Source organism: Micromonospora sp. NPDC051227, from assembly GCF_044455385.1.
Taxonomy (GTDB): domain Bacteria; phylum Actinomycetota; class Actinomycetes; order Mycobacteriales; family Micromonosporaceae; genus Micromonospora.
Genome location: NZ_JBITET010000002.1, coordinates 189,105 through 207,755, shown reverse-complemented (window position 1 = coordinate 207,755; position 18,651 = coordinate 189,105). Strand labels below are relative to the sequence as shown.

18 protein-coding genes are annotated in these 18,651 nt (G+C 68.1%); 3 read left to right on the top strand and 15 right to left on the bottom strand.

Translation table 11 applies throughout. The annotated features are described in order from the left end of the window. Window positions 1-162 precede the first annotated feature (162 nt). The 9 genes from dbpB (ACIA47_RS05165) to ACIA47_RS05125 form a co-directional block, all read right to left on the bottom strand. On the bottom strand, window positions 163-1,305 hold the full coding sequence (gene dbpB, locus ACIA47_RS05165) for a DGQHR domain-containing protein DpdB (RefSeq protein WP_396706373.1): 1,143 nt from the start codon (window positions 1,303-1,305) through the stop codon (window positions 163-165). 46 nt (window positions 1,306-1,351) lie between these two features. Then, the gene (gene dpdA, locus ACIA47_RS05160) at window positions 1,352-2,593 is read right to left on the bottom strand and encodes a tRNA-guanine transglycosylase DpdA (protein WP_396705654.1); all 1,242 of its coding nucleotides are present in this window, start codon (window positions 2,591-2,593) and stop codon (window positions 1,352-1,354) included. Next, a complete protein-coding gene (gene dbpB, locus ACIA47_RS05155; protein ID WP_396705652.1) occupies window positions 2,590-3,732 on the bottom strand; it encodes a DGQHR domain-containing protein DpdB in 1,143 nt (380 codons plus the stop codon). Before dbpB (ACIA47_RS05155) ends, dpdA begins: the two co-directional genes overlap by 4 nt. Continuing rightward, the gene (locus tag ACIA47_RS05150) at window positions 3,732-4,733 is read right to left on the bottom strand and encodes a hypothetical protein (RefSeq protein ID WP_396705650.1); all 1,002 of its coding nucleotides are present in this window, start codon (window positions 4,731-4,733) and stop codon (window positions 3,732-3,734) included. Before ACIA47_RS05150 ends, dbpB (ACIA47_RS05155) begins: the two co-directional genes overlap by 1 nt. After that, window positions 4,730-5,089, bottom strand: a complete 360-nt coding sequence (queD, locus tag ACIA47_RS05145) for a 6-carboxytetrahydropterin synthase QueD (protein ID WP_396705648.1) — start codon at window positions 5,087-5,089, stop codon at window positions 4,730-4,732. The genes ACIA47_RS05150 and queD overlap by 4 nt, the downstream gene beginning before the upstream one ends. Then, window positions 5,089-5,736 (bottom strand): 7-carboxy-7-deazaguanine synthase, encoded by a 648-nt coding sequence (queE, locus tag ACIA47_RS05140; protein ID WP_396705646.1) that lies wholly within the window; start codon window positions 5,734-5,736, stop codon window positions 5,089-5,091. The genes queD and queE overlap by 1 nt, the downstream gene beginning before the upstream one ends. After that, window positions 5,733-6,434: a 7-cyano-7-deazaguanine synthase QueC gene (queC, locus tag ACIA47_RS05135; protein ID WP_396705644.1), complete on the bottom strand. Its 702-nt coding sequence runs from the start codon at window positions 6,432-6,434 to the stop codon at window positions 5,733-5,735. Before queC ends, queE begins: the two co-directional genes overlap by 4 nt. A 999-nt stretch (window positions 6,435-7,433) precedes the next feature. Then, on the bottom strand, window positions 7,434-7,952 hold the full coding sequence (locus ACIA47_RS05130) for a flavoprotein (protein ID WP_396705642.1): 519 nt from the start codon (window positions 7,950-7,952) through the stop codon (window positions 7,434-7,436). 294 nt (window positions 7,953-8,246) lie between these two features. Further along, the gene (locus ACIA47_RS05125; protein ID WP_396705640.1) at window positions 8,247-9,131 is read right to left on the bottom strand and encodes a fibronectin type III domain-containing protein; all 885 of its coding nucleotides are present in this window, start codon (window positions 9,129-9,131) and stop codon (window positions 8,247-8,249) included. 206 nt (window positions 9,132-9,337) lie between these two features. Here ACIA47_RS05125 and ACIA47_RS05120 point away from each other — a divergent pair, with 206 nt between their 5' ends. Beyond that, window positions 9,338-10,243 carry a hypothetical protein gene (locus ACIA47_RS05120; protein WP_396705637.1) on the top strand — a complete coding sequence of 302 codons (906 nt, stop codon included), beginning with the start codon at window positions 9,338-9,340 and terminating at the stop codon, window positions 10,241-10,243. 109 nt (window positions 10,244-10,352) lie between these two features. On the opposite strand, the gene ACIA47_RS05115 is transcribed toward ACIA47_RS05120, so the two are convergent. Further along, entirely contained in the window at window positions 10,353-10,883 is a 531-nt protein-coding gene (locus tag ACIA47_RS05115; RefSeq protein WP_203122009.1) for a hypothetical protein, read from the bottom strand. A 133-nt stretch (window positions 10,884-11,016) separates the two neighbouring features. Here ACIA47_RS05115 and ACIA47_RS05110 point away from each other — a divergent pair, with 133 nt between their 5' ends. Beyond that, window positions 11,017-11,652, top strand: a complete 636-nt coding sequence (locus ACIA47_RS05110) for a hypothetical protein (protein WP_396705635.1) — start codon at window positions 11,017-11,019, stop codon at window positions 11,650-11,652. A gap of 5 nt (window positions 11,653-11,657) precedes the next feature. On the opposite strand, the gene ACIA47_RS05105 is transcribed toward ACIA47_RS05110, so the two are convergent. Both ACIA47_RS05105 and ACIA47_RS05100 read right to left on the bottom strand, forming a co-directional pair. Next, window positions 11,658-12,026 carry a DUF4180 domain-containing protein gene (locus ACIA47_RS05105; protein WP_396705633.1) on the bottom strand — a complete coding sequence of 123 codons (369 nt, stop codon included), beginning with the start codon at window positions 12,024-12,026 and terminating at the stop codon, window positions 11,658-11,660. Further along, window positions 12,019-12,471 carry a helix-turn-helix domain-containing protein gene (locus tag ACIA47_RS05100; protein WP_396705631.1) on the bottom strand — a complete coding sequence of 151 codons (453 nt, stop codon included), beginning with the start codon at window positions 12,469-12,471 and terminating at the stop codon, window positions 12,019-12,021. Before ACIA47_RS05100 ends, ACIA47_RS05105 begins: the two co-directional genes overlap by 8 nt. A gap of 167 nt (window positions 12,472-12,638) precedes the next feature. Between ACIA47_RS05100 and ACIA47_RS05095 the strand changes: the two genes are divergently transcribed. After that, entirely contained in the window at window positions 12,639-15,986 is a 3,348-nt protein-coding gene (locus ACIA47_RS05095; RefSeq protein WP_396705629.1) for an ATP-binding protein, read from the top strand. Window positions 15,987-16,105: 119 nt separating this feature from the next. Here ACIA47_RS05095 and ACIA47_RS05090 read toward each other — a convergent pair whose 3' ends face one another. Genes ACIA47_RS05090 through ACIA47_RS05080 form a run of 3 tightly spaced genes read right to left on the bottom strand, consistent with a single transcriptional unit; the run spans window position 16,106 to window position 18,555 of the window. Then, on the bottom strand, window positions 16,106-16,963 hold the full coding sequence (locus tag ACIA47_RS05090) for an ABC transporter permease (RefSeq protein WP_396705626.1): 858 nt from the start codon (window positions 16,961-16,963) through the stop codon (window positions 16,106-16,108). Continuing rightward, on the bottom strand, window positions 16,960-17,973 hold the full coding sequence (locus tag ACIA47_RS05085; RefSeq protein ID WP_203126481.1) for an ATP-binding cassette domain-containing protein: 1,014 nt from the start codon (window positions 17,971-17,973) through the stop codon (window positions 16,960-16,962). Before ACIA47_RS05085 ends, ACIA47_RS05090 begins: the two co-directional genes overlap by 4 nt. Before the next feature lie 27 nt (window positions 17,974-18,000). After that, a complete protein-coding gene (locus tag ACIA47_RS05080; protein WP_112641866.1) occupies window positions 18,001-18,555 on the bottom strand; it encodes an NADPH-dependent FMN reductase in 555 nt (184 codons plus the stop codon). Window positions 18,556-18,651 lie beyond the last annotated feature (96 nt).

Below are 18,651 nucleotides of genomic sequence, written 5' to 3'. Positions count from 1 at the left end.
CGGGTCAGAGCGCTCTTTGCCAACGTTTCGCCATGCAATAAGTGTCCTTGGCCCTGCCCAGCATCAGGGCCAAGGTCACAACCGATAAGCTCCGACAGTGCAAGCGTCGCGGCGCCATCCGGGCCAGATTACTCGGGGGGCGGATGTCTCCGGGAGGCGCGGCTAAAAGAGTCGACTTGACCGCTCGTGCCGTTTTCCCTGCTTGGCATAATACGTGGAGACCAGGAAGTCGGTAATTCGCTGAATATCCCGAGGGGTGTTCTGAACGTCGTTCCAGCGGCGCGGAATCCCGTCGCCCAGATCCCATGTGCCCTCGGTCCAGCGACAGTAATCCCTGACGCTCTTCAGTCCCGTGGCAAATCCCTGAGTATCCGGAACATCGCCGCCACTGCCGCTCGTTTCGGCGATGGCGTCCATCAGATAGCCCATGCTGATGATCCCAGCGCCATGCATCAGCCGCGATTTGCGAGGGGGCTTACCCCACGCATCCTCACCGAACACATCTCGCACTGCGGTCCAGAAGTCGCTCAGTACAGTCACCATCAGCCCAATGTTGGGCAAGGTGCTGTCGCCGCCACGGAAGCGATACAGAGCGCCGTCCGAGATGCTGTTCTCGAGCATGCGCAGCATGGAGTTGTCTTTGATGACGCCGGCAGGATTCGTCGGCGTTTGAATCATGTGACGCAGCGGTGAACGCTCGTCGAAGTTGAGGCGCTCAAGAACCGTCGCGGGAAGTTGCCGTACGCGCAGCTGGTTCGGCAGTGGGCCAGATGCGGCCGGGAGCAGTTCGTGAATGAGGCCCTTTGGAAGCGGCTTCGTCGAGTTCACCAGGATGAACTGCGATCGGTGGTCAGCCTGGTCGGCGGTGATGAAGGCGGTGACGCAGATCGGGAAGGTCTCGACGCCTGCGTCTCGGATAGCGGCACAACGCTGCTGGCCGTCTACGATGAAGCCTGGTTTGTCGGCGTCCTCCCAATCCTCGCTGACGGGTACCAGGAGGGTTCCCGAGCGCACGTAACCAGGGCCGTCAGTAGCGGCGTCAGCCGGAACGAAGCGAACTCGGTCATCGAAGGCCACGACGATCGCATTAGGCAACAGGGGACTCTCGGCGGACTCCACGTAGCGTCGGATCGCCGCCACGTGTGCGAGGACCTCCGGCCGTTGGTAGCCGTGTAGTTGCTGCTGGCTGTCGCGCCGAACACGTGAAACTGCGGCAAAGGACGGGACTTGCTTCCCGTCCACGGCAAAGGTGTAGAGACGGCGATCTGGGCCCTGCCTAATCTCGAGAGCGGGGAGATGTAGCACGTTCGGTGGGCTCCCTACCTCCACCGTGCCGCTCTTTCTACCCTGCTTAGTCACGATCGTCTGCTCCAAGCTGCCGGCGCACTCGCTGGCCGAACACGTGTAGGTTGTGGAAGCCCCGACGCTTGTTGCGCTCGGCGCCACGAAAGATGATTACTTCAATGCCCACTGACGCACAAATCGTGCAGTCGCAGGCTCGCCATGGCTGGTTTTCAAGCGTGTCGCGGTATTGGCTCGTTCTATCAGCCTTGCGATCCCACAGGGCGCTATAGGTCACGAGGGCCTCTAGGGCGGCGTCCACGTCGACCTCGTCCTTATCGAACTGGCGAAGGCGGGCCAACGCGGTACGTTCCAATTGCATAGCTTGACCTTGGCTGATTTCGCCAGAGCGAATTTGCGCCTTCAGTTTTGCGTTCCCGTCAACTTGGGGAACGCGGAGCGCCACGAAAGTGCGGTGGGGGGCGTAGTAATTGTCCCGATCGTCCTTGAAGGCCTGGCGGAACGGTGACGTACTATCGAAGCTTGTCACGCCGTGGCCAGCGAAAGTCGGAATCTCCTCACAACGGCTGATCCCCAGGAGATGTAACTGCGTATCGGACTCCCGTACGGCATCGATGGCCCTCAGGCAGGCTAGGATATCCTTTGTCTTGAGCGGCACCATGCCGCCGAGTGCTATGCGCCGGTACCCAATCCGTTGCAGTTCCACCACAGCGGACGCATAGGACTCCGGGCTCCAACCCTGTGCGACCCCGAGCGGAATGAAGTGGACATCACTAGCGCTGCACCGCCGCCAAAACTCGGCGGCCAGTTCGAGAGTGATCTGTTGACGACGAATCCATTCAGCGGCAGCATCATCAGTACGAAGCACCTTCGGCTCATACTGAAAGATGACGTGGTCGACGGAGATGCCGTAGTCGAACCCGCACCCCTCGTAGAAGCTGACCACCTCTTCGACGGTATAGGGCGGGTACTCCTCTCCAACGTACGAGAAGGCTCCGCAGTCACCCATGATCTTCAGAGGGGCGCTACCGTTGTCGAGGCGGAAGAAATCCCGCGCTCCTTGCCTGTACAGCCGGTGGCGCTGGGGCCCAGTGTATTTGCCTGTGCTCGAGTTGGCGGTGCCGTCCACGATGGCCTTCGACACCAGGAGGCCGTTGAACGGTGGCGGCTTCAGCACTTCGTGCGCGTATAGATCGTCGCGTTGGCGCACCCGGAACGGGTCGCGTTCCTCACTGAGGAAGTCGAACGTGGGGTCTACCTGGTCCTGGCTGTCAGGAAAGAAGAACTTCACCGAATTCCCGCCCGTTCGTTCAGGTAGACGCGGATGAGGTAGTTGGACAACTCCTGCACATGACGGGACAGGTTCTCAATCTCGTTCCACCGAAGGTTGAGCTCGTCCCACCTTCCCCCCGTCCACTGACAGTGAGGCGCAATCACCGCGAGGTGTTTGCTGACCATCTCGGGCGCCTCGGGGAGACGGGCATCCACCGTGCCCAACACTCGATCCATCAGTCGTCCCATGGCCCGTATGCCTGCTCCGTGCATGAGCCGGCTCTTGCTCGGCGGCTTGCCCCATGCGTCGGGGAAGGTGTCACGGACCGATGACCAATAGGTGCAGAGTGCCTGGAGAATTCCGTCGAAGTCGGTCTCGTTGCGGGTGACGTCTCGGTAAGGGAAGAGGCACCCAGCCGGCGAGGTAAGGCTCTCCTGGATCATCTCGACGACAACGGTATCGGTGATTACCGCGTTCGGTGCCTGCTGCCGGTTGGTCGATGCCCGTTTGATTAGCCCGTAGAAGGGCGAGGCCTTGTCGGCGTTCAGGACGTCGCACAGTGCCGACGGTGCCTTCCGTATGGCGAGTCGGGGAGGTAGCGGGCTGTCGACCTCCGGCAGGAGTTCGGTCACCAGGCCACGCGGTAGCGGGCGGGTGTTGTTGATGCGCAGGAACTGGTCGCGCTGGAAACTGACGCTGTCCGCCACGAAGGCGGTCACCGGCACTGGAAACTGCTGCCGCTGGGTACGGGACAGCGCGAGGGCCCGCTGCTGCCCGTCCACGATCCATGCGGGCTTGGGCTTGCCGGGTTGCGTCAAGGGAATGCTCAGTAGGCCGGAGGTGGCGAGTCCATCCGCGGCGCCCGGTCCTCTGCTCGACTGGAACCGTACGTTGGAGGACAGGGCCAGGATGATGGGATTGGGAAAGAGGGCGGCTTCGCTGTCGAGGTAGTCGACGATCTCTTGTATGTGTTTCCGTACCTGCGGGCGTTGGTAGCCGATCAGCTTCCCGGCGTCGTCCCGACTGACGCGGGAGATGTCCGCGATCTGCAGGACCTCTTCCGCTTGCAGCGTGAAGAGATAGAGGGCCGGGGTGCCGGGCTGAGCGATTCGCAGGGCACGGCGCGCGATGGTCTTGGGATCGTGTGCGGGCGGCATCAGCAGCGCACATCCAATGAGATCTCATCGAACAGTTGTTTGAAGCGTGCCTGCTCGCATGACTTGCCGGAGTCCCTTAGCTGTCGAAGCAGGCGCGTTGCCGAGGTTGGCCTGGCGCCTGCGAGCGACCGAATGAAGGCCCTGACCTCGTCGTCGCTCATGCGCTCACGATTAGCCCGAGGCGTTGGCGGGGGTGCGGTGGCCGCAAGTTCATGGGCCAGAGCGCGGAGGTGGGACCTGCGGTGCGTGGCGGAGTCCGCGGAAACGAGGCTGACGAGGCGCTGCGCGACCCGGACGTTGAGGGCGAGCAGGCTGCCGCCGACCGCCGGCCTCATCCGAGCGGTCACCCCGACTACCAGTTCGTTCAGGTCGGGATCTGCCTGGGCCGGTCCGACGATCGTCAGCCGCTGCGGGTCGCGTAGCTGCCTCGCCGCCCTACGGAGATCGTCACTGCACGGCCGGAGGTAGGTGTCCGACAGGACTGCGATGATTGTGTCGTGGGGGTTCGTTCGGGCGAGGTCGTAGAACGACCGAGGTGCGCCGGGATCGGGACCCACCCACTCGCTCAGCCCGCGCCACCAGTCGAGGTTCTCGGTCGAACTCCGCCCGACCGAGTCGCCATCCCGCAATCCGAAGGTCGCGGCATAGGGGCGGACGTGCGCGGTAGCAGGAATCAGTCCGTACCCGGCCGAACAGACCCAGAGTTGCGCTTCCACGCGTACAGAGGTGGCCAGCTGGCGCGCCGCCGCCCAATGTTCGCCGGCATAGAGTGACGTCGCGGCAGTGGCAGGTCCGCCGGGTTCGGACAGTCGTCGAATCCACTCCGTGAGCCTCTGCCTTGGCAGGTAGTCCGACAGGTCTCCGATGCGCAAGCCCGGAGGCACCGGAAGATTCTTGCGGTTCGCGCAGGTCACGACGATGTGAACGCGCGGCGGCGCTTCCGCCGGGCTGTTATCCACGGTCGCGCCCGATCGATGCTCGTCGGTCGTCGCTTCCGTCACGGGGCATCGCCCCGGTAGACGGCACCCGAGGTGCAGGTCTCCCTGACCATAATGGCCGACAGCGGCAGTTGATCGATAAGCCTCCCCCAGATCCACTGCGCCAGCACCTCGCTGGTCGGGTTCTCGAGCCCTGGCACGTCGTTCAGGTAGTAGTGGTCCAGTTGGTCCAGGATGGGCCGGAACGCTGCCTTGACGTCACCGAAGTCCATCACCCATCCGGACGACGCTCCGACCTCGCCACGCACGTGCAGTTCAACGCGGTAGGAGTGGCCGTGGAGGCGAGCGCACTTGTGCCCCTCAGGCACATGCGGCAAGCGATGAGCGGCTTCGAAGGTGAACTCACGGAAGATTTCCATCAAGCAATCCCAATGTATTTGTGTGTCTGCAGGCTCAAGGACCATTGAGGATGGGCGAGGCAATAGCTGATGGCGGCCTGAGTATTCGCGGCTTGGTCTGGTCCGTCCATCGGTTGAAGGAGAAAGTGGGCGAAGCCGAGGCCTTCGAACCGCTCAGGCTCCGCGCCCGGTTGCGGGTAGACAAGCTTGAGATCGTCACCCTTGGTCAGGACTAGCTCAGCCCCGGCCTTCGGACTGACGCAGATCCAGTCGACGCTGGCAGGCGCCGGTCGCGTCCCGTTCGTCTCGATAGCTACCTCGAAGCCCTCATCGTGAAGTGCCTCGACGGCAGCAGCGTCAAGTTGCAGTAGTGGCTCGCCACCGGTGCACACGACGTACGGCCTGCTTTTCGGGTGCGCTGCACCGGCCCAGGCCTTGGCTACCGCTGCAGCCAGGTCTTGAGCGGATCTGAAGCGGCCGCCTCCCGGCCCGTCAGTACCTACGAAGTCTGTGTCGCAGAACTGGCAGATCGCTCGGTGGCGGTCTGCCTCGTGGCCGGTCCAGAGGTTGCAACTTGTGAATCGACAGAAGACCGCGGGCCGCCCGGCGTGGGTACCTTCGCCCTGCAGGGTGTAGAAGATCTCTTTGATGCGGTACGCGGATCTCATGACACGTTGCCGACGGCGGGGTCCGACATGCCAAGTTCGGCGAAGCCCCGGGTACGCAGCAGGCAGGAGTCGCAGGTGCCACACGGCCGGCCATCGACGGGGTCGTAGCAACTGTGGGTGAGCGAGTAATCGACACCGAGGCTGAGGCCCAGCCGAATGGTGTCTGCCTTCGTGAGGTCGATGAGGGGAGTGTGAATCTTCAGCCGTTGGCTGCCCTCGACGCCAGCCTTGGTGGCCAGGTTAGCCATCCGCTCGTATGCCTCGATGTACTCGGGCCGGCAGTCCGGGTAGCCGCTGTAGTCGAGGGCGCTTACCCCAATGAAGACGTCGGAGGCCCCAAGGGTCTCCGCCCAGGCAAGCGCGAACGACAGGAAGATGGTGTTCCGAGCCGGCACGTAGGTGATGGGGATCTCGCTCCCGATCTCCTCGGCGCTCTCGTGATGAGGCACAGCGAGGTCGTCGTCAGTCAATGCGGAACCGCCGAAGATCCTGAGATCGATGTCCGCGACGACGTGTCGTGTCGCCCCCAGGGCCTTCGCGACCCGTGTGGCGGCTTCGAGTTCCACGGTGTGCCGCTGCCCGTAGCGGAAGCTGAGGGCGTTGGCTTCGAACCCCTTGTTGGCGGCCACAGCAAGGGCTGTGGCCGAGTCGAGACCGCCACTTAGCAGTACTACGGCTGGGGGCTTGGATGCCGACATCTGAGGCTCCTCGCTTCGTCGATGGTCGAGAAACTGCAGTAGCTTGTTCCGCCGGTGATGCGCAGTTACTGCTCGCAGGTTGCGTCACGTTACCCGAGTACTGCGCGTTGTTGAAAGGTGGCCAGGGCGTGTCCTTCGCGCGCTGCTAGACAGGGCACGCGGCATTGGCTGCGGACCGGCCGACGGGCTGAGTCGGCGGGAAGCGCACTTGGCGGATGGCCGCCGAGATGGCGGAGCAGGCTGAACGCGCGCATCTGGTATGTCCGCTGTCAGCCGGCTATCCGGAGCCCGTTGGGCATCCCGTTTCGCGGATGATCGATGCGTGCCGGGCTGCCTACTTTGCCCCACGTGATCCGCCCCCTGTTCGGATGAGGGCGCAGCCGAGTGCACCCAGTGTCTCGACAAGTGCACCGACAGTCCGATGTCCGGCCCTGCAGCAACGAGCCTCTCGTCAGCCCGGCGAGGCACCCCGACGGAGCGCCTGGACTAACCGACCTGCCACTGCTGGCGGCACTGCTCACCGAGTGGAGCGGCCAACGCGGGTGCGGCCCGCCGGTAGCTGTGCGTCCTTTCGCCGACCGCTGGCACACCACCATCGACCCCAAGTTGGTTTTCGGTGACACTCTCCTGCATACATAACGATACGAAGCCCCGGAACCTTCTGGTGCTCGAAGGAAAGGCAGAGACAGCGATTAGAGTTCGACTCGTCGACTGGTCCAGCCTGCCCGTGGGCGCCGCCTGGATCGACGCCGCAATTCTCCTGCTCCGACTCGTTCGCCATAGCCACACACCCGCCGCTGAGGTATGGACGACGCAGATCCCGTGTATGCCGCCGCCCCCGAACAGCCGGTGACCGGCTTCGCCGACGCTCTGACGCGGCCCTGGCGGCACAAGCAGTTTGCCGCGTCGCCCCCCGCCACGGCCCGCTCCTTGATGCGGTTCAGCGGTAGTCGGCCAACCCGGGGCGCGGTGGCTCGACAAGGCTGACAGAGAACGCCCTCAAGACCGTCGAGTCGCCCGCAGCGCCTCGATGACCACGCTCCAACGCGCCAGCCCGTGCGTCGGGTTCAGCGGGTTCCCGTCGGCCACGAGCACACCGGCAGCCCGTAGCACCGCCACGTGCCCCGTATATGCAGGATGCGCACCCAGCTCCGTCTTGACGTGCGGAAAGGCGATGATCGGCAACCCAGCCCCCAGCGACTCGTTGAGGACGCCGAGTGTCAGCGTGTCGTTGATGCCCAACGCCCACTTCGTCACCGTGTTGAACGTGACCGGCGCGGCCAGCACCACATCGGCCGGCGGGTGCGGCTCCGGGTCGCCGGGCATCCGCCACTCCACTCGTACCAGATAGCCGGTCTTGTCTTGCAACGCCTGGCGGTCGAGCCACGGCGCGGCGGTCGGGCTGACGATCATGCACACCTGCCACCCGTCGGCGATCAGGGTGTCGACCAGCTCGTCGATGTGTTCCGCCGGACCCGCGGCGCAGACGACCAGATACAGCACCGGGCGTTCCGTCATGCCCGCAGTCTGCCCGATTCGACAGTCGCGACGTTGAGCGCATACCGATCACGTATGCCGTCAACGATCACCGTGACATGGCGTTGTGCCTGGTCAGCCGCGAAAGTCGACGCATGGCCCGGGGCGGGTTCCTTGTCCCGGACTTGCGCCGGCCCTCAACGGCGCAGCTCCTCCCGCCCGCCCCGGTGCCAGCCCATGAATCAACGACTTGGAGCCGGCATGCCCACCATGATCGACGACGGTCGTCAGGACATGACCGCCCGGACCGACTCGCGCCGGCCGCCAGGCGCGCGGTCAGGAGTAGGTGTCGCCGAACTCGCGTACCCCGTCGACGTCCAGCGTGATCCGGTCGTTCTCGGTCCACTGGCCGGTGGTGGCGACCCAGCTCGGGTCATCGCGTTCGTCGATGTTGCTCCAGCTGTGCCGGTGGTGCCGTAGCTGGATCGGCCCGGTCGACTGACCCGGCGCGAGCGTGCCGTCGGTGAAGGTCAGCTCCACCCAGCCGGGGACCGGCGTTCCCGGGATCGGGTAGCCCGGCGGCGCCGGCGTCGTCATCCCGCCGGGCGGCCCGCCCGGCGGGATGAAGAACTGCACGCTCTGCCGGATCCGGTCACAACCCAGCGCGGCCCAGTCGCAGTTCGGCACCAGCGACGTGTTGCCGCCCTCGAAGCGCAGGTGGTAGCGCACCCGCACCGTGCTCAGGTCAAGCGGTGCGGTGCCGGTGTTTGTCACCTTCAACAGGTGCTGGATCTGGTTGTTCGTCGGAGACCAGTCCAGGTTGAGGTAGCTGACCGTCGCGCGGCCGGCCGCGGTGCGCACTGTGGTGGTGGGTGAGGTGTCGGAGTAGCCGCCGAGCGCGCGGGCGGCAACCGCGATCCGGTACGTCGTGCCGGGTGCGAGGTCGGTCAGCGTGATCGTGGTGTCGGTGGTGGAGCCGAGGAAGCGGTACGTGTTCGGGCCCAACGGCACCTGCACCTCGTAGTTGATCGGCTGCTCCGCGCCGGGCTCGACCCAGGCGGAGGGCGCCCAGCTGAGCGTGAGCTGATGTGGTTCGTTGGCCACCACCGTGGGGGTGCCCGGCGTGCTGATCGCCGGCCCGTCGGCGCGGGCGGCGTTGACGGCGAGCAGGCTCGCCAGCGCGGCGAGGGCGATGGTGGCGGTGACGCGGCGAGCAGGCATAGCCGCATGGTATGCACAAGCATCGATGCCTGCGCATCCTCCGTCAGTCCAGTGGCGTCGACGAGGCGTCCAGTCCGTTACGCGACGTAGTCGGCTTGGAGATAATGCCTGGTCAGGTGGCTACCTAGCGTGAACCCGTCATCACGAACGGCCTTGACGTCGGCGTCTCACCTGCCGCCCGTCTGGGCCTCAGACGGGAGAAACACATGCGTACTCAGAACAAAAGTCGGCGTTACGGTGCCCGAGCGTCCGTACTCGTGCTCGGTCTTGTCGCGGCCGGGACGGTGCTCGCCCCGGCGAGCCCGGCGTCCGCCGCGGTCCCCGGTCTGGTGCGGGTCGCCGCGACCAGCGTCAGCGACTCCGCCGATTACCACAGCGTCACGGCGACCTGCCCGGTCGGGAAGGTGCTCACCGGCACCGGCTATGAACTTAACGGCGTGACCGGCGAAGGTGTCGTCGACGACCTGCGCCCCAACGGCGGGGTCGCCACGGCACCGACGGCGGTCACCGTCGGCGCCTACGAGACCGAGGCGTTCGCGGGGAACTGGTCGGTGACGGCGTACGCGATCTGCGCCAACCCCCTCGCGGGCCTGGTCCGGGTCACCACAACCAGCGTCAGCAACTCGACCGACTTCCGCAGCGTCACCGCGACGTGCCCGGTCGGGAAGGTGCTGACCGGCACCGGCTACGAACTCAACGGGGTGACCGGCGAAGGTGTCGTCGACGACTTCCGGCCCAACGGTGGCGTCGCCACGGCGCCGACCGCGGTCACCGTCGGCGCGTACGAGTCGGACGCCACGGCCCTGAACTGGTCCGCCACCGCGTACGCGATCTGCGCCAACCCCCTCGCGGGTCTGGTACGCACCTCAGCCGTCGGGGCCAGCACCTCCCTCGACTTCCGCAGCGTCACGGCGACCTGCCCGGTCGGAAAGGTGCTGACCGGCGCCGGCTACGAGCTGAACGGCGTGACCGGCGAGGGCATCGTGGACGACTTCCGCCCCAACGGCGGCCTCGCCACCGCCCCGACGTCCGCAGCGTCCGGCGCGTACGAGGAGGACGCGTTCGCCGGCAACTGGTCCGACACGGCGTACGCCATCTGCGCCACCGCGTAACCGGCAGGTCGTCCGGCGTGGCCACCCCAGCGCTCGGGGTGGCCACGCCGCGCCGCTACCCGGCAGCAGGTCGGCCGCGACAGACCGTTCCGTCAGTGCTCGTCCGGCCTCACGGATTCCAGTAGACGAGGACGCTGGCCTGGTCGAAGCGTCGCTCCTTCACGTCGGCACGCTGGATCACCCAGTGGATGCTCGCGCCGCCTGGTCTGCCGCCATGAAACTCGGCCAGCACAACCCAGTCACCATGGTCGGGTGGCCCGCCACCGCGCACCGACCCGTCGTGGCCGGACCGGCCCGAGGGGTTGGCGCCCAACCACGCGGGGTTGAAACCGTTGCAGTCAGTGCCGTAGCCGCCCAACAGCAGCGGCGTCGTCCAGCCTCCATAGGAGAACGGGCCGTCCGGCACCTTGGCCAGGACTTCCTTCCACACCTCGGTCATCTCTTCGAACGGGGGATCTCCCGGCAGCGGCGGAGACCACGGGGGCCCCGGGATCGTCTTGACGTAGGGCAGAGATATGTCAACCGTGAGGTGCAGATCGCCCTGCGGGATCTCCGTGTAGACCTCGGCACACTCCTCGTCGTCCGGAGAGAAGCCAGGCGGATATTGTTCTCGCTCCTCGACGGCTACGCCCGCCGGCACATACCTGACCTCGCCGTAGCCGCTTTCTTCGGGCCAGCCCGCGATTTGCCGTCGGCGGGCGGCAGGTGGAAGCGCGCGGCCATAGCGTCCGAACCACGGAGTTCCGCGAGCGCACGATCTGTGGGAGGCGACCATGCAGACGACCAGAGGTGTGGTGTTACCGGGCGAGCGCACCCCGGTCACCGTCACCGTCGACCGCTGGCGGGCGGGGCTACCGCCGGATGCGTGGCCCGATTCCCTGCCAGCGAGCGGTGAGATCTGGCGGCGCGACGTCTTCGCGGTGGCCGACGCGTACCGGGCGGGGTCCGCGAGCCCACGGCAACTGTTGACGGCCGTGCTGGTCTGGGCTTACGGACCCATCGGGTACGGCCCGTGGCGCGCCGCCAGGTCGCTCGACGCCGATCCCGACGGCAAACGCCTGGCGTACGCGCTGAAAGAGGTGTCCGCGCCAGCGCCCGACGAGGCCGCGCTGTCTACGGCGTACCGCCGCTTCGGCGACCCCGACCACGCTCGCCTGCCCTGGTTGCGGCCGGGCCTGTTCACGAAGGTTCTCTACTTCGCCGGCTACCGGCGCGGGGTGGGCGGGGTGCAGCCCCTGATCCTCGACCGTGTCGTGGCCGGCCAACTCCCCGCCGAGGCGGGTGTCGGCCGGCGCAACGGCTGGTCGTCCGAGGAGTGGCTGGCCTACCTGCGGTGGGCGGCCGAGCAGTCCCGGGTGAGGGGAGTGGAGCCGGACGCGGTGGAGATGGCGGTCGTTGGCGGCGGGTGAGGTGGCTATCGCGCCGCGCGGAGGCGGGCGTCGAGCGCGTCGAGGTCGGGGACGAACCAGATCTGCCCGCCCTGGTTCGACTCGTGCACCAGGGCGCGAAGCGCCGAACTGCCCGCGAGTTGGGTCGAGATGTCGCCGACGACGGCCAGCCGCACCCGGTAGTTGACGAACTTCTGCATCACGTCACCGGCGAAGCGGGTGCCCAGCGAGAAGAAGCGTTCGTCGAGTCGGTTGGCCGGCACGGCGACCACCTGGGCGCCGAGGAACGCCGCCCCGATCAGGTCCAGCGCGTCCTGCTCGGTGGCCAGTGGCGGGCCGTCGGGGTCACAGACCAGCACCGGCACTCCGGCGCGTTCCTGGATCTCGTCAGGCATCGCGGACCTCCCGGTCGAGCAGGCCGTTGTCAGCGTTGAGGACGGCGTCGAGCAGGTGCAGCAACTCGGCGGTGGCTGCCGGGTCGCCCAAGATGATGATCTTCATGCGGTGGCGGTGCTCGTCGTACACGGTCTGCACCCGCAGTGGGTTGGCCTGGTCGTGGCCGGCGTTGGCGCTGGTGAGCACGAGCGTGCCGAGCCGGTCGGCGGCGGCTCTGTCGACGCCGTCGATCTGGACGATGCTCGACACCTCCGCCTGCCTGGTGACGCTGGGCGCGGTCGGGGCCTGTCCGGTGAGCGCGTCGAGATCGCTGGCGGCGATCCGGTACTGCTTGCCGATCCGTACCGCCCGGAGCCGACCGTTGCGGATATAGCTGCGCACCGTCCGCACGTGCAGCCCGAGCCGGTCGGCGACCTGCTCAACTGAGTACATGTCTTCCTTCATCGCTCCCTATGTTACGCAGATAGGGAAGGTTAGGAACAGGTAGGGTGATGCGTTGGCGACATCAGCTCCAAAGCGCCCCGAACACACCTGCCCGCCGAGGCCAAGAGAGGAGCTCGGCCGGCTAACTCGCACGCGCTGTCGGACGGTTGCAGTACCGTCTGGAAACCATGGACGCGCGGCGCGGCGACGCCATCATCGGGCGGGATCATCCTGCGGGCCTGCTGCGCGCCGAGTTGGACCGCGCCGCCACCAGCCACGGCGGTCTCGTCCTGGTCACCGGCGAGCCGGGCATCGGCAAGACGACCCTCGTCACGTCGGCGGCCCGCGAGGCCCGGCAACGCGGCGCGCTGGTGCTCGGCGCCGCCTGCTGGGATTCCGACAGCGCCCCCGGCTACTGGCCGTGGGTGCAGGTGCTGCGCGGCCTGCGGCGCTCCGCCGACGACTGGGCGGTGGCGCGGCCGGACGCCGAGCCGGCCCTCGCGGCCCTGCTCGGCGAGACCGACACCAGCAAGCAGCAGGCCGAACGGCTCACCAGCTGGGCCGGCGTCAACACCGACAGCGCCGACCAGGAGGCGTTCGCGCTGTACGACGCGGTGACCGCGGCGCTGGTCGCCGTCTCCCAGCAACGGCCGGTCGTGGTCGTCCTCGACGATCTGCACTGGGCCGACCCGGCCTCACTGCGGTTGCTGAGCTTCGCCGCCCAGCACACCTGGTTCGAGCGGCTCCTGCTGATCGGCACCTACCGAGACGCCGAGGTCGAATCGGGCGAGCATCCGCTGCGCCCACTGCTGATGCCGCTGGTCGCGAAAGCCACCACGATCACCCTCACCGGTTTCACCCGCGACGAGGTGGCCGCACTGATGGCCCGGACCGCCGGCCGGGAGCCGGAGGCCGGCCTGGTCGACGAGGTGCACCGGCGCACCGGCGGCAACCCGTTCTTCGTCGAGCAGACCGCGCGGCTCTGGCATGCCGAAGACGCGGCCGGCACGATCGCACCCGGCGTACGGGAGGCGGTGCGCCGCCGCCTGGCCCAGTTGCCGGCGGCCGTGGTCGAGGCGCTCACCGTCGCGGCCGTGCTGGGTCGCGAGTTCCACCGCCAGGTCCTGGCGGCCTGCGGTGCCGCTCCGGTGGCGCAGGTCGACCGGCTGCTCGACCGGGCGGTGACCGCCCGACTGGTGGTCGCCCGGGGCGGTGGCCGCTTCGCCTTCGCTCACGACCTGGTCCGCGAAACGCTCTACGACGGGCTGTCCCACGACGAGCGACAGGCGCGCCACGGCGCGGTCGTCCGGGCGGTCGACGACCTGCGGGAGCTCACCGATCAGCTGATCCCGGCCGACCTCGCCCGCCACGCCTACCTCGCCGGCCCCGCACTCGACCGCGCCCGGGTGGCCACGCTGCTGGTCGCCGCCGGGCGGGACGCGTTCGTCCGGCTCGCCGCCGACGAGGCGTCGGTGCACTTCCGTCGGGCCCTCGAGGTCGTCGAGGACCGGGAGCAACGTGTCCGGATCCTCGTCGAATTCGGTGAGGCGCAATATCACCACGCCGGCCGGGAGGAGTCCGCCGCACTGCTCGCCGAGGCCGGGGCGCTGGCTCGCACACTCGATGACCCGGTGTTGCTGGCCCGCGTCGCCCTGATCGTGAACCGGGCCCGTCAGGTGGAGACCGTTCACTCGATCGACGCGGCGGAGTTGGTGCGCGACGCGTACCGGAAACTGATCGGCGAACCGGCCCCGGACGCGTCGGTCGGCGCGCTGGTCGCCGACCTGATCACCGCCACCGAGACGATCGCCCGTCGAGGGCAGGACGACGAGGCGCTGACGTTCAGCCTCTGGGCCCGCCACGACACCACCTGGGGGTTGGGCACCGCGGCGGCCCGCGTCGCGCTGACCGCCGAGATCCGGGACGTGGCCCGCCGCACGGGAGACCGGGAAACCGAGCTGTGGGCCACCTCGCTGCGCTGGGTGGCGCTACTGGAGTTGGGCGACCCGCACTTCAACGAGGAGTTGGCCACCTTCGTCAACGTGGACAGGGGCGGCGACGCCAGCCGGCACCGCATAGCGGCGGGCATCGACAGCGGGATCATCGCGGCCTTCCGGGGTGACTTCACCGAGGCCGACGAGCGGTTCGCCATCCTCAGCGACTTCTCCGACCCGGGCCATGCCGAGTTCGGGTTCATGGGCCATCACCTGCGCTGGTCCCGGCTGCTGCTCCAGGGTCGGTTCGCCGAGGCCGACACCCTGCTGGACGCGCTGGCCCCGATCGACTACCCCTATCGGGAGCTGCTGCGGGCGATCACCGCCGCGGAGCGGGGCGACGGCGAGACGGCGGTTCGGCTGACCGCCGGCATCGAGGCCGCTGCCATTCGCTACCCGCGCCCGGTGTCGCCGATCTGGCTGCGGTTACGCGCGCAGGCCGCCGCCGCGTCCGCCGACTCGCAACGCTGCGACGCTGCACGGGCCGCACTCGCCCCGCACCGGGGAGAGTGGATGGTGGCGCTCTTCGGCTGCGACGTCAGCGGCCCGGTCGACCACTGGCTGGCAGTGATCGACGCCGCCCAGCAACGCTGGGACGACGCCATCGCCGGCTTCACGGCCGCCCGTGATTCCGCCGACCGGCTGGGCTCCCGTACCTGGTCGCTCATCGCCCGGGCCGGCCTCGCGAACGCCCTCGCCGGCCGAGGTCACCCGGGGGACACCGCGACGTCGACCGCGCTGCGCGCCGCCGCCGTCCAGGAGGCGACAGCCCTCGGCATGGCGCAGGTGCTCCACCGGCTCGCCGCCCCGACGGCCCCCGACGCCGACGTCCCGGACCAGGCCGTCGTGTCGGTCCAGGCTGCTGGGACGGGTCAGCTTGTAGCGCCCGGCCAGGCCATCGCGCCGGGCCAGGTTGCTGGTTCGGGCCGGGCCGTCGGGTCGGGTCAGGTCGTCGCGCCCGGCCGGGCCGCGCCGGTCGCGAGTGCGATCGAGGGGTACGAGTTTCGGCGCGACGGGCCGGTCTGGCAGCTCGCGTACGACGGTGTCGTCGTGCACCTGCCCGACGCCAAGGGCCTGCATGACCTGCACCTGCTGCTCAGCCAACCGGGCAGCGACGTACCGGCTGTCGAACTGCTCGACCCGGCGGCCGGGCCGGAGCTGGTCGCCGCCCGCCGGATGGGCGCCGACCCGGTCCTCGACGACGAGGCGAAGGCCCGCTACCGGCGGCACCTGGCCCGCCTCGACGAGGAGATCGACCGGGCTGCCGCCCGCGACGACGACCGGAAGGTGTCCAAGCTGGACGCCGAGCGGGGTGCGTTGCTCGACGAGCTGCGTGCCGCGGCGGGTTTCGCCGGCCGGAGCCGCCGCCTGGGCGACGATGCCGAGCGGGCCCGCAAGACGGTGACCGCGCGAATCCGCGACGCGCTCCGCAAGCTCGACGACCGACACCCGGCACTGGCGAGCCACCTGCGCGACGCCGTCTCCACCGGCACCACCTGCCGCTACCTGCCCCCCAAGCCGCCCCCGCCTTGGCAGCTCTGACCCCGCCCCAGCCCTCCGCGATCTTGCACTTTCGGTCGCCGGTTCAGGTGTGTTTGCCACCTTTGTCGGGACAGTAAGTGCAAGATCGCGGGGGTGGGTGGTGGGGGTGGGGGTGGGGGTTAGCGGCGGTTGTACTTGTACATGGTCAGGGTGCCGAAGACCAGGACGAAGCCGGCGCTCCAGAGCAGCAGCCACATCGTGGCCGACGGGTCCGAGTCGCCGCTCATGGCACCGCGGATCGCGGCCACCAGCTGCGTCACCGGGTTGACCTTCACGAACGCCTGGAGCCAGCCGGGCATGGTGCTCGGCTCGACGAAGACGTTGCTCAGGAATGTCAACGGGAACAGCACCATCATGCTGACCCCCATCACCGACTTCTCGCTGCGCAGGATCAGCCCGAAGAACGTCCACACCCAGGAGAACGCGAACGAGAAGACCACCAGCAGCCCGATCCCGACGGCAACCCCGACCACCCCACCCTCGGGGCGGAACCCGAGCACCAGCCCGAGGCCCAGGATCACCACGGCGGCGAGGATGTAGCGCAGCACGTCGCCGAAGATCATGCCGACCAGGGCGGCCGGTCGCCAGACGGGCAGCGTCCGGAACCGGTCGAAGATGCCCTTCTCGATGTCGGTGTTGAGGCCGATGCCGGTGTACATGGTGATCATGACGACGCTGGTCACCATGATGCCGGGCAGGAAGAACTGCAGGTATTCGCGCGGGCTGCCGGCGAGGGCGCCACCGAACAGGTACGTGAACATCAGCACCATGATGATCGGGAACGCGGTCACGTCGAAGAGCTGCTCCGGCACGTGCTTGATCTTCAGCATGGCCCGCCAGCCGAAGGTGAGCGACGCGCCCAGCGCGCTCGGCCGGGGCGGTCGGGCACCGGGCGCGAGTACCGTCGCCAGCGCCTCGGCGGACGGGACGTAGACGGACGGCGCCCGTTCGGTCGTGGCGGTCGTGGTGTCGCTCATCGGGCTGCCTCCAGCTCGTCGTCGCGCTCGTCGGTCGGCACGGCGGGGTGGTCGGTCAGGGCCAGGAAGACCTCGTCCAGACTCGGCTGGCCGAGGGAGAAGTTGTCGACCGCGATGCCGGCGCGGGCCAGGTCGCTGAGCACGCGAGCGGCCTGGGCGCTGGCGTCGAGGTCGGTGCCGGCCTCACCGACGCGGGCGGTCAACGCCACCGGATCGGCGGCGAGCTGCACCGGCACGTCGAGCGCCTCCCGGAGCACCCGCTCCGCCTCGGGGCGCTGAGCGGGGTCGCGCAGTCGCAGGTGGACGGTGCCGGAGCCGATCGACGACTTCAACTCACCCGGGGTACCCTCCGCGATCACCCGGCCGTGGTCGACTACCGCGATCCGCCCGGCGAGCTGGTCGGCCTCGTCGAGGTACTGGGTGGTCAGCAGCACCGTCGTGCCGTGCGACACCACCGCCCGGACGATCTCCCACACCTGGTTGCGGCTGCGCGGGTCGAGGCCGGTCGTCGGCTCGTCGAGGAAGAGCAGATCCGGGGTGTTCAGGATGCTGGCGGCGATGTCGATGCGTCGCCGCATCCCACCCGAGTACTTCTTCACCTGGCGGTCACTCGCCTCGGTCAGACCGAACGCGGCGAGCAGGGCCGCGGCGCGCTCCCGAGCGGCCGGCTTGCGCAGGCCGAGCAGGCGGGCGAGGAGCACCAGGTTCTCCGTGCCGGTCAGGTCCTCGTCGACGGAGGCGTACTGGCCGGTGAGGCTGACCCGGGAACGGACCTTGTCGGCCTCGGTGACCACGTCGTGCCCGAAGACACGGGCCGAGCCGCCGTCGGGGCGCAGCAACGTGGCGAGCACCCGGACCGCTGTGGTCTTGCCCGCGCCGTTCGGGCCGAGCAGACCGTAGACGGTGCCGGCGGGCACCTGGAGGTCGATGCCGGCCAGCGCTCGGGTGTCCCCGAATGAGCGGGTGAGCCCCTCGGCCTCGATGGCCAGGCCGGTGGTGCGTCTACTCATGATCCTTACCTTTCGTGTTGGACGTGTTCAGGAGACGTAGGGTCGAGCCGCCCGGCCGTCGCGCAGTGCCAGGCCCCACCAGCGCAGCTGGTCGAGCAGGACGCCGACGTCGCGTTGCAGCTCGTCGGTGCACTGGGCGGTCGGCTCGCCGGCGAGCAGGTCGATCCCGACGACGTCGCGCACCGTCATCGCGTGCAGCGCGGTGAAGACGGTACGGAGCTGGTCGACCGCGTGCAGGCCGGTGGACCGACACCCGTACGACACGAAGCCGACCGCTTTGGCCTGCCACTCGTCGTACGCGTAGTCGATGGCTTGTTTCAAGGGTGCCGGGAAGCTGTGGTTGTACTCGGGGGTGACCACGACGAACGCGTCCGCCCGGCCCACCTCGCGGACGAACGCCCGGATGGACGCGGTCGGCTCGGCGGGGTAGGTGGCCGGGAAGTCGTACTCGGTCAGGTCAACGACAGTCACCGCCAGGTCGTCGTGCCGCGCGGCCTGCTCGACGAACCAGTGCGCCAGCCGGTCGCCGACCCGCCCCTCCCGGGTGCTGCCGACGATCACGGCGATCCGCAACTGTGTCATGGCCACCCCCTTCCACAGTGAAGGCGCGAGGTGACGACAGGCACCCGCTAGATCCGATCTAGCGGTCCCGGTTCGGGGGCGAAGTGTCGGTGGGAT

What these genes read in the sequence shown, in the direction of transcription:
- ACIA47_RS05110 (WP_396705635.1), top strand. Translation starts at nt 11,017, where the DNA reads ATGCAGACGACCAGAGGTGTGGTGTTACCGGGCGAGCGCACCCCGGTC.
- ACIA47_RS05090 (WP_396705626.1), bottom strand. Translation starts at nt 16,963, where the DNA reads ATGAGCGACACCACGACCGCCACGACCGAACGGGCGCCGTCCGTCTAC.
- dbpB (WP_396705652.1), bottom strand. Translation starts at nt 3,732, where the DNA reads ATGCCGCCCGCACACGATCCCAAGACCATCGCGCGCCGTGCCCTGCGA.
- ACIA47_RS05085 (WP_203126481.1), bottom strand. Translation starts at nt 17,973, where the DNA reads ATGAGTAGACGCACCACCGGCCTGGCCATCGAGGCCGAGGGGCTCACC.
- ACIA47_RS05105 (WP_396705633.1), bottom strand. Translation starts at nt 12,026, where the DNA reads ATGCCTGACGAGATCCAGGAACGCGCCGGAGTGCCGGTGCTGGTCTGT.
- ACIA47_RS05080 (WP_112641866.1), bottom strand. Translation starts at nt 18,555, where the DNA reads ATGACACAGTTGCGGATCGCCGTGATCGTCGGCAGCACCCGGGAGGGG.
- queC (WP_396705644.1), bottom strand. Translation starts at nt 6,434, where the DNA reads ATGTCGGCATCCAAGCCCCCAGCCGTAGTACTGCTAAGTGGCGGTCTC.
- ACIA47_RS05130 (WP_396705642.1), bottom strand. Translation starts at nt 7,952, where the DNA reads ATGACGGAACGCCCGGTGCTGTATCTGGTCGTCTGCGCCGCGGGTCCG.
- ACIA47_RS05100 (WP_396705631.1), bottom strand. Translation starts at nt 12,471, where the DNA reads ATGAAGGAAGACATGTACTCAGTTGAGCAGGTCGCCGACCGGCTCGGG.
- ACIA47_RS05095 (WP_396705629.1), top strand. Translation starts at nt 12,639, where the DNA reads ATGGACGCGCGGCGCGGCGACGCCATCATCGGGCGGGATCATCCTGCG.
- ACIA47_RS05120 (WP_396705637.1), top strand. Translation starts at nt 9,338, where the DNA reads ATGCGTACTCAGAACAAAAGTCGGCGTTACGGTGCCCGAGCGTCCGTA.
- queD (WP_396705648.1), bottom strand. Translation starts at nt 5,089, where the DNA reads ATGGAAATCTTCCGTGAGTTCACCTTCGAAGCCGCTCATCGCTTGCCG.
- ACIA47_RS05125 (WP_396705640.1), bottom strand. Translation starts at nt 9,131, where the DNA reads ATGCCTGCTCGCCGCGTCACCGCCACCATCGCCCTCGCCGCGCTGGCG.
- queE (WP_396705646.1), bottom strand. Translation starts at nt 5,736, where the DNA reads ATGAGATCCGCGTACCGCATCAAAGAGATCTTCTACACCCTGCAGGGC.